At 60.4% G+C, this 15,412-nt stretch carries 23 protein-coding genes; 8 read left to right on the top strand and 15 right to left on the bottom strand.

Annotated features, from left to right (window positions below; translation table 11 throughout):
* On the bottom strand, window positions 1-1,023 hold the full coding sequence (locus EOA13_RS17910) for a xanthine dehydrogenase family protein subunit M (protein ID WP_127294549.1): 1,023 nt from the start codon (window positions 1,021-1,023) through the stop codon (window positions 1-3).
* Between the two features lies 1 nt (window position 1,024).
* On the bottom strand, window positions 1,025-1,642 hold the full coding sequence (locus tag EOA13_RS17905) for a (2Fe-2S)-binding protein (RefSeq protein WP_127294547.1): 618 nt from the start codon (window positions 1,640-1,642) through the stop codon (window positions 1,025-1,027).
* Between the two features lie 164 nt (window positions 1,643-1,806).
* Between EOA13_RS17905 and EOA13_RS17900 the strand changes: the two genes are divergently transcribed.
* The 3 genes from EOA13_RS17900 to EOA13_RS17890 all read left to right on the top strand — a co-directional run bounded on the left by EOA13_RS17900 (window position 1,807) and on the right by EOA13_RS17890 (window position 2,944).
* On the top strand, window positions 1,807-1,977 hold the full coding sequence (locus tag EOA13_RS17900; protein ID WP_127294545.1) for a hypothetical protein: 171 nt from the start codon (window positions 1,807-1,809) through the stop codon (window positions 1,975-1,977).
* Window positions 1,978-2,142: 165 nt separating this feature from the next.
* The gene (locus tag EOA13_RS17895; protein ID WP_127294543.1) at window positions 2,143-2,460 is read left to right on the top strand and encodes a plasmid stabilization protein; all 318 of its coding nucleotides are present in this window, start codon (window positions 2,143-2,145) and stop codon (window positions 2,458-2,460) included.
* A gap of 40 nt (window positions 2,461-2,500) precedes the next feature.
* Window positions 2,501-2,944 carry a PPC domain-containing DNA-binding protein gene (locus tag EOA13_RS17890; RefSeq protein WP_127294596.1) on the top strand — a complete coding sequence of 148 codons (444 nt, stop codon included), beginning with the start codon at window positions 2,501-2,503 and terminating at the stop codon, window positions 2,942-2,944.
* 22 nt (window positions 2,945-2,966) lie between these two features.
* Here EOA13_RS17890 and EOA13_RS17885 read toward each other — a convergent pair whose 3' ends face one another.
* On the bottom strand, window positions 2,967-4,241 hold the full coding sequence (locus EOA13_RS17885; RefSeq protein WP_127294541.1) for a DUF763 domain-containing protein: 1,275 nt from the start codon (window positions 4,239-4,241) through the stop codon (window positions 2,967-2,969).
* A 101-nt stretch (window positions 4,242-4,342) separates the two neighbouring features.
* Window positions 4,343-4,951 (bottom strand): cysteine hydrolase, encoded by a 609-nt coding sequence (locus tag EOA13_RS17880; protein WP_127294539.1) that lies wholly within the window; start codon window positions 4,949-4,951, stop codon window positions 4,343-4,345.
* 202 nt (window positions 4,952-5,153) lie between these two features.
* Here EOA13_RS17880 and EOA13_RS17875 point away from each other — a divergent pair, with 202 nt between their 5' ends.
* Entirely contained in the window at window positions 5,154-5,549 is a 396-nt protein-coding gene (locus EOA13_RS17875) for a GFA family protein (protein ID WP_127294594.1), read from the top strand.
* 24 nt (window positions 5,550-5,573) lie between these two features.
* The gene (locus EOA13_RS17870; protein ID WP_127294537.1) at window positions 5,574-6,005 is read left to right on the top strand and encodes an HD domain-containing protein; all 432 of its coding nucleotides are present in this window, start codon (window positions 5,574-5,576) and stop codon (window positions 6,003-6,005) included.
* Between the two features lie 29 nt (window positions 6,006-6,034).
* On the opposite strand, the gene EOA13_RS17865 is transcribed toward EOA13_RS17870, so the two are convergent.
* The 4 genes from EOA13_RS17865 to EOA13_RS17850 form a co-directional block, all read right to left on the bottom strand.
* The gene (locus tag EOA13_RS17865; protein ID WP_127294535.1) at window positions 6,035-6,445 is read right to left on the bottom strand and encodes a DUF427 domain-containing protein; all 411 of its coding nucleotides are present in this window, start codon (window positions 6,443-6,445) and stop codon (window positions 6,035-6,037) included.
* A gap of 124 nt (window positions 6,446-6,569) precedes the next feature.
* Window positions 6,570-7,466: an alpha/beta hydrolase gene (locus tag EOA13_RS17860; protein WP_127294533.1), complete on the bottom strand. Its 897-nt coding sequence runs from the start codon at window positions 7,464-7,466 to the stop codon at window positions 6,570-6,572.
* Window positions 7,463-7,648: a hypothetical protein gene (locus EOA13_RS17855; protein WP_127294531.1), complete on the bottom strand. Its 186-nt coding sequence runs from the start codon at window positions 7,646-7,648 to the stop codon at window positions 7,463-7,465. The genes EOA13_RS17860 and EOA13_RS17855 overlap by 4 nt, the downstream gene beginning before the upstream one ends.
* 88 nt (window positions 7,649-7,736) lie before the next feature.
* Window positions 7,737-7,931, bottom strand: coding sequence for a DUF2934 domain-containing protein (locus EOA13_RS17850; protein WP_127294529.1), 195 nt, complete (start codon window positions 7,929-7,931; stop codon window positions 7,737-7,739).
* Between the two features lie 320 nt (window positions 7,932-8,251).
* Here EOA13_RS17850 and EOA13_RS17845 point away from each other — a divergent pair, with 320 nt between their 5' ends.
* Window positions 8,252-8,509, top strand: a complete 258-nt coding sequence (locus tag EOA13_RS17845) for a hypothetical protein (RefSeq protein ID WP_127294527.1) — start codon at window positions 8,252-8,254, stop codon at window positions 8,507-8,509.
* A gap of 10 nt (window positions 8,510-8,519) precedes the next feature.
* Here EOA13_RS17845 and EOA13_RS17840 read toward each other — a convergent pair whose 3' ends face one another.
* Window positions 8,520-8,756, bottom strand: a complete 237-nt coding sequence (locus EOA13_RS17840) for a hypothetical protein (RefSeq protein ID WP_023811979.1) — start codon at window positions 8,754-8,756, stop codon at window positions 8,520-8,522.
* Window positions 8,757-8,850: 94 nt separating this feature from the next.
* Window positions 8,851-9,264, bottom strand: a complete 414-nt coding sequence (locus EOA13_RS17835) for a hypothetical protein (RefSeq protein WP_245490414.1) — start codon at window positions 9,262-9,264, stop codon at window positions 8,851-8,853.
* A gap of 233 nt (window positions 9,265-9,497) precedes the next feature.
* On the opposite strand from EOA13_RS17835, the gene EOA13_RS17830 reads away from it, so the two are divergent.
* Window positions 9,498-10,277, top strand: a complete 780-nt coding sequence (locus EOA13_RS17830) for a DUF1236 domain-containing protein (RefSeq protein WP_127294523.1) — start codon at window positions 9,498-9,500, stop codon at window positions 10,275-10,277.
* A 127-nt stretch (window positions 10,278-10,404) separates the two neighbouring features.
* Here EOA13_RS17830 and EOA13_RS17825 read toward each other — a convergent pair whose 3' ends face one another.
* Complete coding sequence (locus tag EOA13_RS17825; RefSeq protein ID WP_127294521.1) at window positions 10,405-10,569, bottom strand: DUF3309 family protein; 165 nt, start codon at window positions 10,567-10,569, stop codon at window positions 10,405-10,407.
* 144 nt (window positions 10,570-10,713) lie between these two features.
* Window positions 10,714-11,331, bottom strand: a complete 618-nt coding sequence (locus EOA13_RS17820; RefSeq protein ID WP_127294519.1) for an NAD(P)H-dependent oxidoreductase — start codon at window positions 11,329-11,331, stop codon at window positions 10,714-10,716.
* Between the two features lie 370 nt (window positions 11,332-11,701).
* Here EOA13_RS17820 and EOA13_RS17815 point away from each other — a divergent pair, with 370 nt between their 5' ends.
* A complete protein-coding gene (locus tag EOA13_RS17815) occupies window positions 11,702-12,493 on the top strand; it encodes an alpha/beta hydrolase (RefSeq protein ID WP_245490413.1) in 792 nt (263 codons plus the stop codon).
* A gap of 28 nt (window positions 12,494-12,521) precedes the next feature.
* On the opposite strand, the gene EOA13_RS17810 is transcribed toward EOA13_RS17815, so the two are convergent.
* The 3 genes from EOA13_RS17810 to EOA13_RS17800 all read right to left on the bottom strand — a co-directional run bounded on the left by EOA13_RS17810 (window position 12,522) and on the right by EOA13_RS17800 (window position 15,041).
* Window positions 12,522-13,862, bottom strand: a complete 1,341-nt coding sequence (locus tag EOA13_RS17810; RefSeq protein ID WP_127294515.1) for a sorbosone dehydrogenase family protein — start codon at window positions 13,860-13,862, stop codon at window positions 12,522-12,524.
* Complete coding sequence (locus tag EOA13_RS17805) at window positions 13,859-14,305, bottom strand: DUF2231 domain-containing protein (RefSeq protein WP_245490412.1); 447 nt, start codon at window positions 14,303-14,305, stop codon at window positions 13,859-13,861. Before EOA13_RS17805 ends, EOA13_RS17810 begins: the two co-directional genes overlap by 4 nt.
* Window positions 14,306-14,423: 118 nt before the next feature.
* Entirely contained in the window at window positions 14,424-15,041 is a 618-nt protein-coding gene (locus EOA13_RS17800; RefSeq protein ID WP_127294513.1) for an alpha-ketoglutarate-dependent dioxygenase AlkB, read from the bottom strand.
* Window positions 15,042-15,412 lie beyond the last annotated feature (371 nt).

Below are 15,412 nucleotides of genomic sequence, written 5' to 3'. Positions count from 1 at the left end.
TCAGCCCTTCATATCCCGGGTTTCGAGCAGCGCCCGCACCAGCGTGCGCTTGCCGAGCGGTATCTTGAATGCGTTATGCTCGCGGGGTCTGGCATCGGCGAAAGCAGCCTCGGCGGCCTCCTGCGCCGTGGCTTCGTCAAGCACTTTGCCCTGTAGCGCGTCCTCTGCTTCGCGCGCACGCCACGGCACCGTCGCCACTCCGCCAAGCGCAATGCGCGCACTCCTTACCGTCTCGCCATCCATGTCGAGCGCGACAGCCGCGGACGCCAGCGCAAACGCGTAGGATTCGCGATCGCGTATCTTCAGATAGCGCGACCGGCTGCTCCACTGTGCGAGCGGCACTTCGATGGCGGTAATGAGCTCGTCGGCGGCCAGATCCGTCTCGATGTCGGGCGTTTCGCCCGGCCGTTTATGCAGCTTGGCAAAAGCAAGCGTGCGCCTTCCCCGCGGGCCTTCGACATCGACGGTGGCGTCCAGCGCAACCAGCGCCTGCGCGAAATCGCCGTGATACGTGGCAATGCAGGCATCGCTCGTACCCAGCACGGCATGCTGGCGATTGGACCCTTCCATCGCAGCGCAGCCGGAGCCCGGTTCGCGCTTGTTGCACGGCCAAGATATCTCTCGAAAATACTCGCAGCGCGTACGTTGCAGCACATTGCCGCCCAGGCTCGCCATGTTGCGAAGCTGACCGCTGGCGGCGAATTTCAGGCTGTCGGCAAGGACCGGGCAACGGCGCCTGACATCTTTGTTGTCGGCTGCTTCACCCATACGGACCAGCGCACCAAACCGAATCTTATCATCGTCTATCCTGATCTGCCGCAAGGCCGGCTCGGCAAGAGTGTTGAGGTCGAGCAGTCGCTCCGGCCGCGCGACACCGAGCTTCATGTAGTCGGCCAGATTGGTGCCACCGGCGATGAACTGCGTGTCGGCGCCGGTTGGCGGAACATGCACGGCATCGGGACGGGACGCCATGGCGATTGCCGTGGAGACGCTGGTTGGTCTTTCATATACGAAGGGGCGCATCCTAAGCCCTCCTGATCTCGTCGCGTGCCTGAACGATCGCCGCAACGATGTTGGGATAGGCCGCGCAGCGACATAGATTGCCGCTCATATATTCGCGAATATCATCTTCCGACCCAGCATGGCCTTCGTTGATGCAACCGATGGCGGACATGATCTGACCCGGTGTGCAATAGCCGCATTGAAAGGCATCGTGGTCGACGAAGGCCTGCTGGACCGGATGCAGTTCCCCGTCCGCCGAAGCCAGGCCTTCCACCGTTGTGATCTCCCGGCCCTGGTTCATGACGGCAAAGCTCAAGCAGGACAGTACCCGCTTTCCGTCGATCAGCACCGTGCAGGCACCACACTGACCGTGATCGCAACCTTTCTTGGTGCCGGTCAGGCCGACATGGTCGCGCAGCGCGTCAAGCAGGCTGGTTCGATTGTCGAGCGCGAGGTTGTAGGTCTGCTTGTTGATACGCATCGAAACCGCCGACAAATCGCGCGGTTCGGTCGGTTTTGCGGACGCGGGCTGGGCAGCTCTCGTTGGCGAATTCACAAGCGGCATCACCGCCGCCGCCGAAACAGAGGCCGTCATGAACATGCGTCTGCTCAAGCCGCTGGAAATTTTGGCATCGGACATGGCTGGCTCCGGGCTGGCTGGGTCTTAAGCGGCCCAAACCACTCGCGGAGGGCAAAGTTCCCTCCTCACGAGCCTGTGATCCTTTTTCCGCTGGCCGGATCGATGCAATCGGAACCTCCCCGGTCAAGCGATGGTTGTGTGCCAAGAGCCGGAAGGAGGCGATCATGAGCGATGGTCGGCATAGCAAGGACGGCGACAATGGACCTGTATTCTCTGCGGAGCAGGCGAGACAAGGCGAGATCATCCTGCGAACGCGCACCCGTCGGGTCATCTTCATAGCAGGCTTGGTCGGTGTCGTGATCCTGGCCCTCGTAGTGAGGTTGGCAATCGGCTGAACCAATTCCCCTTGCCTGCTGCTGCGCTCTCCCCGGCCCGAAAAGCGTTAGCTTGCGCCGCGCGACGGTGTTTGGCCATGCCGCGCGATGGCATTGGCTACGCGAACTTCTGTTGGAACCAGCGCGTCAAATCGGCGTTCAGCCCTTATTCAATAGGAGCAGGCCATGCCACGAGGCGACAAATCGAAATACACTGACAAGCAGGAGCGTAAAGCCGACCACATTGCCGAAGGCTACGAGAAGCGCGGGGTTTCGGACAAGGAAGCAGAGCGGCGTGCATGGGCTACCGTCAACAAGGACGATGGCGGTGGCAAGAAGGAAGGCGGTTCCGGCCGCGGCAAACAAACGGGCCATCCCGCGGCGCACAAAGGCGGCAAAAGCGGCGGCAAGGCATCGGCATCACGGTCTGCCGCAAGCCGATCCGAATCGGCAAAGAAAGCTGCAGCGACCCGCAAGCGCAATGCGGAACACCGCGCCCATTGATCTTGGCGACGGCCTTGGGCCGAACAATGGAAGCACAGGGATGAAATCTCAGCTCGTCAATGAGATCGGCGGACAACGGACATTCGTCGTGGTGCTCGACCCAGGCGAAGAAGCGTTCGCGGCACTGACCGCCTTCGCGGTCGACCAGGAGATCGGCAGTGCGTCCTTGACCGCCATAGGGGCTTTCGAAAAAGCCACCGTGGGCTGGTTTGATCCGACCGCGAAGACCTACCGCAAAATCCCTATCGACGAACAGTGCGAGGTTCTGAGCGCGATCGGCGATGTTGCACTGGGTGATGATGACAAGCCCAGCCTGCATGTCCATGCGGTGCTTGGATTGAGCGACGGCACCACCCGAGGTGGACATCTGCTTGACGGCATCGTTCGACCAACGCTCGAAATCACCCTGGTGGAAGCGCCCGGTCATCTGCGCCGCAGCAAGCGTCCGGACCTCGGTGTCGCGCTGATCGATCTGGCCGACTGATCTACAGCCCTCTGTCTCGTTCTCACGCTTTCTTGCTCCGTTCAGCAGGTGCTGTGTCCGGCGCAGCTTCCCACCCGAACACGCTGCGCCCGCCAAGCAGATGCGATTGGTCGAATTCTCCCGCGACAATTTCCTTCAGGCTGGGGCCGGTCACGTATCGCTCGACTTGCCGCGACTGATCGTCGAGCCGCCTCAAGGCGCCGATTTCTTCATCGCGACCGAGCTTTGCCTTCTGCACGGCCGACTTCAGAACCCCGATCGTCTCGTCATAGACCTTCAGCGGTACCGGAAATGGATGCCTGTCCTTGCCGCCATGCGCCAGCGAGAAGCGGCCGGGATCGGAAAAACGGCAAGGAGCGCCATGTACCACCTCGGCAACGAGGGCCAGCGCGCGCACTGTGCGTGCGCCGACGCCGGGGACCAGAAGGAGCTCGGCGAAATCGGTGGGACCGCGGTCCGCGGCGGCTGCGATATTGCCGTGTAGGCGATGCATGACGACATCGCTTTCGCGAACGTCATGGTGGGCCGGCATGACCAAATGCGGCAGCAGCGGTTGTTCCGGCTCCTGCCGGCGCGTCGGCTCCGCGCCACGCTCCAATGCCGCCAGCTCGCCCAGGATGCGATCCGGTCCGAGATCCTGCAAAAGGTCAAGTTGCCCTTGGCGGGACGCCTCGGCACGCCGGTCGGTCAGGTTGACGATCTCACCTTGATGGGCGCCCTCGATGGCGGCATGCGGCTGGTCGACAAAACTCTTCAGGCCTTCGGAAAGCCAATGGTAGCGGCGCGCCACCTTGCTGTCACCGTTCATGCCTTGCTGCACCACGACCCAGCGACCGTCATCGGTGACGATGAAACCATGCAGGTAAAGATCGAAACCGTCCTGGACGGCGGCGCTGTCGACCTTGGCGACAAGCCGGCTGACGGTGGCCAGGCCGGCTCCGTCGAAGCCAACGCGTTGGCCGATGGCTTCCAGCTCATGCGGGGTTTTGCGCGAATGCGCGCCGCGACCACCGCAGACATGAATGCCGAGCTCGCCGGAAAGCGGCGTGAGGCCACGCTTCAAAGCGCCCACGACGCTGGTCGTGATTCCTGACGAGTGCCAATCCATGCCCATGACAGCACCAAAGGACTGGAACCAGAATGGATGCGCCAGCCGCCGCAGCAGCTCGTCTCGACCATAGTGATGAATGATCGCCTCGCACATCACAGCGCCAAGACGCGTCATGCGGTCGCCGAGCCATTTTGGCACGCGCCCGCCATGGAGTGGAAGATCAGCACTTCCCGATCGTTGCGTCACGTCCTGCTACCTGTTCTGGTGTCGGTCATTCTCTTAACAGATAGGTAGCCCAACCGCGCAAGGAAGCATGGACACTCCCACCCGGGCCGGGTTAGCGGACGTCAAGTCCAGTTCGAGAGAACCGTTTCCATCTCAACCGTCTCGACCTGCTGCGCGAAACGTTGGTGGTAAACGGTCAGCAGTGCGTCATGGGTTGCGTCGGAAGAACTGCACAGCGCGTCCGTGACGAGAACCACGCGATAGCCGAAATCGATGGCCCCGAGCACCGTGGCCAGAACGCAAACATCCGTTTCGCCGCCGGTGATGACCAGCGTATCGATGCCGCGCTCCACCAGGAGCGCTCTGAGACGCCCTTCGAACCAGGGCGAGTAGATGTGCTTGTCGACGATCGCCGCTGGCGGGCAGTAGCCGGCTAAAGACGGCAACAGTTCGGTCATTTCGGGCCCGATCGTCTCGATCGTCAGGGAAGCCCAGCGCTCATAATAGCGCTTCCATGTGCCGACGCCCTGCCCCGGCTTCCCGGCGGGCAGGAAGCGTGTAAAGACCGTCTGTGGCGCGCGTCTTTCGACCAGCCTCTCGATCTGCGGGAGAACCCGGGTGATCCAGGGTGTTGCCCATTCGGACGGCTCTGCAAACAGCCGCTGCATATCCACGCAGATATGCATGCATCGATCGCCGAGAGGACCGTATGCCAGCCCCGGCATCGACATCAGCGCTTCTCCAACCGGCGATGCATTTTCCCTGGTTCCTCCCGTTGTCGGCAAAGACACGCAACGCCGCGCGCAAGCACTGGTTCCTGAGATAGCCACAGGAACCGACGTAAATGGCTGGCGTTTCCGCTGAGATGAATGGAGGTGCTCGCATGAGACCGCGCGAGAGGCGTTGGAGCGGCAAGTCAGCCGGGGCGCCAAAATGGAACTGAGCGGAGGATGTCTCTGCGGCACGATCCGCTTCCGCGTTGGAAGCGAACCGAGAGTGCATTACTGCCATTGTGATATGTGCCGGCGAGCGACCGGCAGTGCGTTCGCGGTTCTGGCCTGGGTGCCTTGCCAAAGCGTGACCTGGACCAATGCGACGCCGACCTATCGCAGGTCTTCGCCGATTGCCTGCAGGGGGTTCTGCTCCGCCTGCGGATCGCCCCTCAGCCTTGCCTATGACGCATCGCCCGGAGAGATCGCGCTGCATATCGGAACGTTCGACGATCCGGCTCGCCTGGAACCGCGCTACAACTATGGATCGAGGCAGCGACTGGGCTGGGTTTGCTGCGGAATAGACCTGCCGCACCACGATACCGAGGAGCGATGGTGAAACCATGTCTGAAGGACAAGCCAGATGAGCATGTTTTACCGGGCGGCCAAGATTGCCGAAGAGGTCCACGCAGCACAGCGCGACAAGACCGGGCGACCGTATATCGAGCACTGCCGCCGTATCGTTGACGCGGTCGAAACCAAGGACCAGAAGGTCGTCGCCTATCTCCATGACGTCCTGGAAAAGGGCGAAGGCTGGGACCGGACCAGGTTGGAAGAGGCCGGTTTTGGCCCGACGATCGCTTCGGCCGTCGACGCCATGTCGCGCAGGTCCGGTGAGGATTACTTCGCGTTTGTGCGACGAGCGGCATCGAATCCATTGGCGCTGCCGGTGAAGCGCGCGGACCTGGCGGACAATATCTGGCAGGCACGACAGGTCGGGGCATCGACTGTCAAATATGAGGAGGCACTATGCATCCTTGATGACGAGTTTCCGCGCCGTCAGCACCAGCCTTGATTCAGATCGCCCCGCCGCGAACGGGCAATCTACTCCGGGACGTGGGGCGTGTGCCGTCTGTCCTCCGTGGGCTCGGCATCGATGCGCGCCTTTTCCGGATCGAATGCACCATGACGTGCAATGGGCCGCGCCGCGGTTTCAGGCGTCTCGTATGCCCACATGAAATCGTCAGCCGAGCTGCCCACCGCATGGACGCGCCAGTAGCTCGCGGTGCCTTTCAAAGGGGAGCGGCTGGTGGTGTTCGTCTTTTCGAAAAGGTCGAAATAGATGTCTTCGAAAGGGATGTAGAACACGGGCTCATGTCCTTCTTCCTGAAGCACTTTCGCCCGTTCCGTGGCAGCGACTATGGCGTCGGAAAATCGTACCGTCACCGTGCCGGCAAACGGTTCTATGGCCAGTTGGCCAGCATGGTGTGTCGAGATTGCGCCTGAAGCTTGCATTCAAATTCTCCCTGGCTGCCGATTGATTGCGAGACCGCATTTCGGTTCGTCATGCATGGAGACGAAATGCACGGCGATGCGTCAGGTTCCGGTCTGTACTATGAGGTCGAATGACGACCCCACTTCAGCGCTTGCCATGGCTATCGAGAAACGCAGCCAACAATCGCGAAACCTGATCAGAAGCCTCACGCGTCGGGAAGTGTCCGATGCCATCCAGCACCACCCGCCTGTAGAACGCGGTGAAATGCTCTTCGAGCCCCTCTGAGGACTGGGCAAACACAACGCGGTCGTCGCCACCATGAAGCGTCAGGATTGGCACTGTGATGATCTTGACCGCTGCTTGCCGGCGGGCGAGTTCGGCATAGCGTGGATCGGGCTCGGCCTCTTCCCATCTGACCCGATAGGAATGCAACGTCACATCCGCCCAGTCAGGATTTTCGAACGAACTCGCGACACCATCGAAAATAGCGTCGTCGAACCAGCCTGATGGACCCCAGCTATCCCACTGGTATCTAGCGAATTTCTTGCCATTGTTTCGTACGAACTCAGCGCCCCGGGCCGTCGCCATGAACCATTGATACCAAAATGCTTTCGCTTGTCCGGGCGCCGGCGTTGCTGGTTTGCCTGGTTGCCAGCCGAGCGACAGCGCAGCACAGCACTTGATGCGGTCCGGGAAAACCGACGCGAGCAGATAGGATATCCGGGCGCCCCAATCGTGTCCGACAACCGCAAAGCGGCTGAGGCCAAGCGCATCGGCAAAATCCAGCACATCCTGCGCCATCGCGGCAATCTCGCCCGAGCGCATGGTTTCTTCTGACAGGAACGATGTCGGCCCAAAGCCTCGCAGCCAAGGCGAAAACGTCCGAAAGCCAGCTTCATGAAGGGCCGGCGAAATGCGAGCGTATGTCGTCGCGTCGTCGGGCCAGCCATGCAGCAGGATAACCGGGGCGCCGTCTCGCGGTCCACCATCGAGATAGGCGACGCGCAGCAGAGGTGTGTCGCAATGTGAGACCGAGTTCATTTGCCCTGAGGCACAGTGGCTGGCTGATCACCACCAGTCGTGGACTCTGGTCTGGCGGCCGGGTCAACCTGTGGGTTCTTGTTGATGGTGCCGGTGTTGGCTTTCATCGGCTCGATATTGTTGTCGCAGGCGCCGAGCGCAAGGACGGCCGCCAGGACCAGGGGTAAAAAGAACCTCTTCATCGAAACCTCCTCTGGTTGCTGTCCGGCAAACGAGGTTCCACCAATTTGGTTGCCTGATCGTACTCTCAAGACGCCATGGATTTGACGATCAACGCTTCGAGCTATTGGAATCGGCTGCAACTGTCGGATCAGGCAAAACCGGGCCACGTTCAGACTCCGAACCCTCAGCCTCGATCTCCTGCACGGCCTGGTCCCAGTGCTGCTGCTCGCGGCCAGCCGGCCGGCCCTCTTGCTCCCAGATTTCATGGGCTCGCCGTTTGATCTTTTCTTCCTTGCTGTCCATGGCTAGATCCTCCAATTCGTCAGTCTCAATTCCGGGCCATATTTTTTGTTCCTCCCCATATTTTTTGTTCCTCCTCTGTCGGGAACAGCGCTGCCGGAGTCGCGATTTCGGGGAAGGCGCTTGTGGATTGCGTGGGATGAGCCGCTTGGTAATTTTCGTACCGATATTTTTTCGTGACACACCGATGCCCGCAGCTTTATGAATCTGGCTATCGGCCAGCGCCGAGCACGTCCCTCTCCGATCCCATTGCCCGGCGCTCAACGCCTGATCGCCCGTCGCACCGACATGACGGGCTGTTGCTTCGAGAGGAGGTGACGCCCATGCGGGAATTGCCGAAAGACATCGACGCCGATGTGGTCATCGAAATCAGCAAGCTGCTGGACGACAGCCCGCTTTTCGTCCCGGTGCGGGTTCATGAACTTGCGGCCAAGGTGAGGCAGAGGGTGAAGACCGGCCTGCCGGATTTTTCGATCGAAGAACTGATCGTGGAGATGGCCTCCGTACGTCAACTGGCCATGGCCTTTGATCTGCCTGGATCGGAGAACGTCGTGCAAATCCCGGTGCGGTATTGCCGCTAGCACTGCGGCATCACACGCTCCATCCGGAGGTCAGAACAAGCGATGCCTCAAACATCTGCGCACCGATCTCATCGCGTACTTTGACGGTTACCTTGACGAAATCGCAGTCGGGCATTTCGTCTTGGGCAACATCCTGCAAAATACGAATTGCTTCCGCTCTGGCTTGTTCCCGGGATTCGAACAGCTGCCCGTCATCGTCGGGTACCGCGCCGTCACCGTTTTGAAGATCGAAATAGTACCGCTTCATTTTCGGGCCACGCTGGAAACATCGGGCGGGTCAATGATTCGCTTCATTGGGGTTCCTGCCCGCTCGGCGGCCGTGCTGGTGAAGACGTGGTCGTTCAACGCACCGCTGCCCGAAGCGCCGATAGGAAAAGCACAAGTAACGCCAAGGCATTGAGGCCGGCGGCGATGGCATGTGAATACTCCCATTGGCGCCGCAGCAGCTCCCAGTTTTCAGGCAGGACAGTCCAGTTCCGGGTCGCCTGATTGATTGGGTAGGTCAGCGTCCAGAAGGCAAATTGCGTGGCGCCGATGCTGAGAAAGGCGACGACAACCAAGCCGAAAGATGCACTCGCTCGGTAGAGCAGAATCGCCAGGGCGGCCGTAGAGAGCAATGCTCCCAGCACCACGATTCCGAACAGGCTCCATCCATCATAGGCGCGCTGCGCAGCCAGATAGTTTGGCCCGTCGAGCTTCATCTTGTTGAACATCGCGAAGAAATGCGCAGCGGCCGGAACGAAAGCCAGTGCCACGAAAATGAAGCTGACCACCCTCAGACTATAAATTGCCATATCCGGCCTCCTCTCAGGAGAGAGCTAGGGCAATCGGCAAGGTTGAAAAGGTCATTTTAACGACGGCTTCCGCCCGATCATATGGTCCCGAGTGAGGTCGTTTTTTTAGACCTCACTCAACTATCTCGGAACATTTTTTTTGGGTTCTGGTTCTACGCACTGAAGGGACGAACCTTACCAAGGGAGATTTCCCCATGAAACATGTTCTCATTACCAGCATGCTGGCGATCGGGCTCGGCTGTGGAACGGCAATGGCTCAGACACAACAGCCCGAAAGCCAATCCGGCGCAGACGCCAATTGCGCTTCCGGGCAGGCCGACTGCCAGGGCGGTTCCAAGATGGGCGAGCAGGCCCAGGGCAAAGCCAAGCTGAAGACCGACGAGCAGGCTCAGGGCAAGGCCGGCACCTCCACCGACCAACAGGCGCAGGGCAAGGCCAAACTGAAGACCGACGAGCAGGCGCAGGGCAAGGTTGGCACCTCCACCGACCAACAGGCGCAGGACAAGACCAAGCTGAAGACCGATGAGCAGGCGCAGGGCAAGGCCGGCACCACCGACCAGCAGGCTCAGGACAAGACCAAGATGCAGACCGACGAGCAGGCTCAGGGCAAGGCCGGCACCACCGACCAGCAGGCTCAGGACAAGACCAAGATGCAGACCGACGAGCAGGCTCAGGGCAAGGCCTCGACACAGGATACGACGTCGACCGGTTCAATCAACAACGTGACGGTGGAGCAGAAAACCCAGGTCACTCAGATCATCCGGGAGACGAAGGTCGAGCCTGTGTCCAATGTCGATTTTGACATCACCGTCGGCGTCGAAGTCCCACGGCAGAAGGTCAGGCTGCATCGTTTGCCGGCTCGTATCGTCAAGATCGTTCCCGCTTACGAAAGTTACGAGTATTTCGTGCTTGCGGACGGCCGGATCGTCATCGTTGATCCGGATACGTTCAAGATCGTCCTGATTTTGACCTAACATCTCCAACGAGTGGTCCGCCCTCTAGAGGGCGGACCGTCATTGCTGGACTGCTATGGATTCAAAGCAACCCAGAAGGACCGCAAGCGGCAGGTGATACATTCTGCCACCCGCATCGCGGACTCGGCTAGATACGCCCGAGCACGACTAAGATAATGACTACAAGCAGCAGCAGACCGAGGCCGCCGCCGCCATAGTAACCGGTGCCGTAGAAAGGCCCGCCGCCAAGACCACTAAAACCGCCAAGCAATGCAATGACCAGAATAATGATAAGAATCGTGCCGAGACCCATGACTTGCTCTCCTGTTTGCGGCTTCGCGCCGTATAGACGGAGCGGCGGTCGCCGGCTGATGAGAATATGAACTCGCTACAAGCCTTCCTGTTCCCGACTGAGACCTCATCGACGCTGCCAAGGTAGTGTTTAGGCGAACAAAGGTCACCCCGAGACGCCCGAGTAATCCCGCTCTTTCAGCAATCCAGCGAGATGGGCGGCGTTTGAAGCTGCCATTTCGATCGCACCCGAGACTTTTTCCGGAGTTGCCGGCAGGTCGACGTAGTTGACCTCCTGCATGGCCTCGCCAACCCAGTAGACCCCGCCATTGGCCGGGATGGTGAAGCCAACATCGTTCAGTGCCTGAAAGCATTCCGCGTGGCAGTGATGCGCACCGTCCTCATTGCCGACGATGGCTACCAAGGCCACCTTTCCTGCTGCCGGCATGCGCCCTCTGTCATCGGTCTCCTCGAGAAACGCATCCATCCGCTCCAGGACGCGCTTGGCCACACTCGAGGGCTGGCCAAGCCAGATCGGGAGCCCGAGCACGAAAATGTCGGCCGCCAGTATTTTCTTTCTGAGTTTCGGCCAATCGTCGCCCTCGCCCATGTCGGAGAGCACGCCGGGCTTGATATCGTGGCTGAGCGCACGCACGATCTCGCCCTTCACCTCGTATTGCATCAGCGCCGCCAGGACATCGGCGAGCAACCGATCGGTGGAGGATTTTTCCCTGTCGTTCGAAGCTTTGAGCGAGCAATTGAGTGCGAAGGCCGTAAGCGGCATCTGGATCTCCCTGCATTGTCCTAATTGCAAATCGCCGCGACGACTTCGCGACAGCCCATTCGCCCGTTGCGGGACCGCCCGGCATTTTAACGTCAGGATTAAATGCTTGTTCCGCCAAGCGGACCAACAGGCCGGTGGCGAGAGTGGCCCCCTCCTCCCGCCGGGTGACGGTCCAGCCGGCTGAGCGAGCAGGCTGGGTTCTTTGAGCACTGGCCACTGCTGGAGAACGGGCGGCGGTGAGCAGCGATGCCGGCGGAACCCGGTCGAGCAACCTATTCGTTCGCTCATCGTTTTCTCCTGAGTTCCCGAGAATGGATAGACGATGCTCGTCCGGACCCTCGAAGCAGGCAATATACGGCTGGCGGTATCCATGGCCGGCGATCCGGGCCGACCGGCCTTGATCCTTCTGCACGGTTGGCCCCATTCCCGGAAAATCTATGATGGTGTGATCGATGAACTCGGCGCACGATACTTTACGCTGGCTTTCGATCTTCCGGAGATCGGTGAATCGCGTGGCACGCCGCCGTCGGCGGAAAAGAAGGTTCTTGCCGATATCGTGATTTCAGCCGCCGAGGCGCTTGGGGCCAAATCCATCGTCGTTGCAGGCTTTGATGTGGGCGGCATGATTGCCTTCGCCGCTGCTCGCCATCATGGCGATCGCATCGTTGGCGCGGTGCCGATGAATACGGTTATCCCCGGCCTTCATCCCTGGACGAAGATAGTGGCAAACCCGGACATCTGGCATTTTGCGTTCCATGCGGTGCCCGAACTGCCGGAGTTGCTGGTGACACGCCACCAGCGCGCCTACTTCGATTTCTTCTTCGATCTGCTCGCCGGCCGTCCCTATGCGTTGACCAATGAAATGCGGGAGACTTTTGCGGAGGCCTATTCGAGGCCGGAGGCACTTAAGGCCGGCTTTGATTGGTATCGCGCGTTCAAGGAGGACGCCAAGGTCAATGCAGTACCGGCGCGCATCGAAGTTCCGATCCTCTATATCCGCGGCGACGCGGATTTCGGATCGATCGACGACTATCTCGAAGGTTTGAGGCTGTCTGGAGCAAAGGACCTGCAAGGTCGCGTGATCGCCAACTGCGGCGAATTCCTGCCCATCGAGGCACCGGCAGAATTCGTCAAGGAGCTGCTGGAATTTGCACCGAGATAGGTGAAGCGATCCGCGTTTATGCAGGTGCCTACCGGCTCGCGGAAGTTACGCGCCAGACCGTGTTTCCGACATCGTCGGCGATCAGCAACGCGCCCGATTTGTCGACGGCAACGCCGACGGGCCGCCCGTGTGCCTTGTTGTCCTTGTCGAGGAAACCGGTGACGACATCCTGCGGCTTGCCATCTGGATGACCGTCCTTGAACGGCACGAACACAACCTTGTAACCGTTGAAGGTCTTGCGGTTCCAGCTACCATGCTCGCCAACAAACGCGCCATTGCGATACGGGTCCGGCAGGTTGGTTCCAGTGTAGAACGCTAAGCCCAGCGGTGCGACATGGGAACTCAAGGCATAGTCGGGAGGGATCGCCTTGGCGACCAGGTCCGGCCGCTGCGGCATCACGCGCGGGTCGACATGCTGACCATAGTAGCTGTACGGCCAACCATAGAACGCGCCGTCCTTGACCGAGGTCATATAGTCGGGAACCAGGTTAGGCCCGAGCTCGTCGCGCTCGTTGATCACAGCCCACAGCGCGCCGCTCTGTGGTTCCCAGCTCAGCCCGTTGGGATTGCGCAGGCCGCTCGCGAAAATACGATATCGGCCAGTGTCCCTGTCGACTTCCCATATCGCGGCCCGGTCCTTTTCTGCCTGGATGCCGTTCTCGGTGATGTTGCTGTTGGATCCGATGCCGACATAAAGCAGAGACCCGTCGGGGCTGGCCACGAGAGACTTTGTCCAGTGGTGATCGATGGGCCCGCCGGGCAACGGCGTCAGCACTGTGCCCGGGGCGGTGATCTTGGTGTCGCCCGACATGTAGGGGTAACGCACGATGGCGTCGGTGTTGGCGACGTAGAGATCGTTGCCGACCAGGGCCACGCCAAAGGGCGAATTGAGATGATCGAGGAAGACCTCCTGGACATCGGGCACACCATCGCCGTTGGTATCGCGCAGCAGGGTGATACGGTTGCTTCCTTCGGTGCCGCCGCCTGACGTCGCCATGGACTCGATCCAGCCCATGACCAGGTCTTTCGGCCGCTTGATCGCCGCACCGGGCGGCGCCACGGACTCGACCACCAGAACGTCACCATTCGGCAATGTGTAAAGCGAGCGCGGATGCTTCAGGCCCTTGGCGAAGGCCTGGATTTGCAAACCCTTGGCGACCGTCGGCCTTTCCTCCTGTTTCCAACCGATGACGGACGCGACATGCATCGGCGGCACCAGATACTGGATCGGTTCAGGCAGCGTCGGGTTCGCTCCGACCTGATCGGTGGGATCCGGTTCGTTACCGCTGCATGCGGGCAGCGCCAAAATCGATCCGCACAGCAGACCGAGGCTCGCGATACGCCGGACATGTCTTGCGGAGACATTCATTCGACCACCTCCACTTGAGTGCGGCCGGAACTCCATCCCAGCAGCCCCAGCAAGAGAATAACGATCACGGCGACGGCGGACAGGATGAGCCCCGTCGGCACGACCGAGGTCCAGGCATCCCGGCTGTGCACCAGTGCGTTGAAGAGCGATACGACGAGCACGACGAGGCTGCCGAGGAGATATGGCCATACACGCCCGGCTTCACCGGAAAGCCGGCCGGTAAACAAATCGACCAGTGCTGCAAGAACCGCCAGCACGCCCACAACCAGGCCGGCAAGCAGCAGCCAGGCGGAAAAATCGGCCCACATCATTTCAGCGCTTCGCCAATAGGCAACGTCGGTCAGCAATGTGCCGACGAAACATGCATTTGCGACTGCCATCGGCGTTTTATGGAACGGACGCCTGGCGGCCACCAACACGGATCGGGCACGGGCCATGCGCATTCTCCACCTTTGAAGCTGTACCTGTCCTCCAAACCAACTTGTGGTTGGGAGGTTCCCGGAACCGTTTGCGTTCAAGAACTCGTGATGGCGCTGGCGATGCCTCAGAACGGCTCGGCGCTCATGCGGAGTTGGCGCGCAATGTCCGCAAGGTGATCGAGTATCGATGCAGGTCAACTGGCGGAATGCTATGCTCCCATTCCGTGCGCGATGGTCCGGTCATGAGATACGCCGACCTTGGTTCGACGACGATGGTGCGGCGATCCCACTTGGTGCCATTCTTCCGCCGGAGCCGAAAACTGCAAGGCGCCAGCAACGAAACACCCGCAACGTCTTCGAAATGAGGCTTGTCTCGATGCCAGCCAATGCCGGCGCCAGGCCGGTATTCATTGATCAACACTTGCGCGAAGGCGTCGGCGGGCTTGCCTGCCAACGCCGCGATCTTGTCGCGCAGGGCCAACAGGAAGTCAGGGATCGGCGGCGCCTCGACGACCTGACGCCTGTCATAGTCGTAACGCAGGCCAAAGCCTACGACGCGCCGGTTTGCCAGATGGCCATGGAAATCGAACGCCTCGAAGGGCAGGTCTTCGAGATGCCGGGCGAGTTCCGTTTCTTCTTGCGCCGCGATCAGTTCGGGCTGGTAGAGGAAACCTTCCGGCAGGTCGTCGGCAGCACCAAAGAGATCGTGCTGGAGCCCGGATGAGCCGGAGCCGAGTGTTTTCGATTTGGGTGTCGCCATCCCAGCTAGATGGTGAAGGCCAGCCCGCCTGGCAATATCGGAACCTGGCCAGCAAATCTGCACCCCACCCCGCGGACATCACCGCATCTGACAACGCCTGCCAATCCGGAGTTTACCGGGGTGACTGTATTCAACTCAGGATTCGCGAGCATGCCTTGAATGCGACCGAGGGAGGTTGCGTGCATGTACGTACGGTTCTTACCAAACCGTGAGCCTTCGTTGCCAGTTGCTTGTCAGCAACTAGATTGGCAACGCGGCATCCCCAAAACATGCCGCGGTGGCCGGCGCGGGCTTAGGCAACGGTGTCTCACCGGCATCATCGCGTCGGCCACTCGAAAATGTCTTCCTGGCGGTTTAGTGGTGGAGAAGCC

This window comes from Mesorhizobium sp. M7A.F.Ca.US.011.01.1.1 (genome assembly GCF_003998295.1).
In the GTDB taxonomy this organism is placed as follows: Bacteria; Pseudomonadota; Alphaproteobacteria; order Rhizobiales; family Rhizobiaceae; genus Mesorhizobium.
The sequence above is the reverse complement of the archived record's forward strand: the minus strand, read 5'-3'. Positions and strand labels throughout refer to the sequence as shown.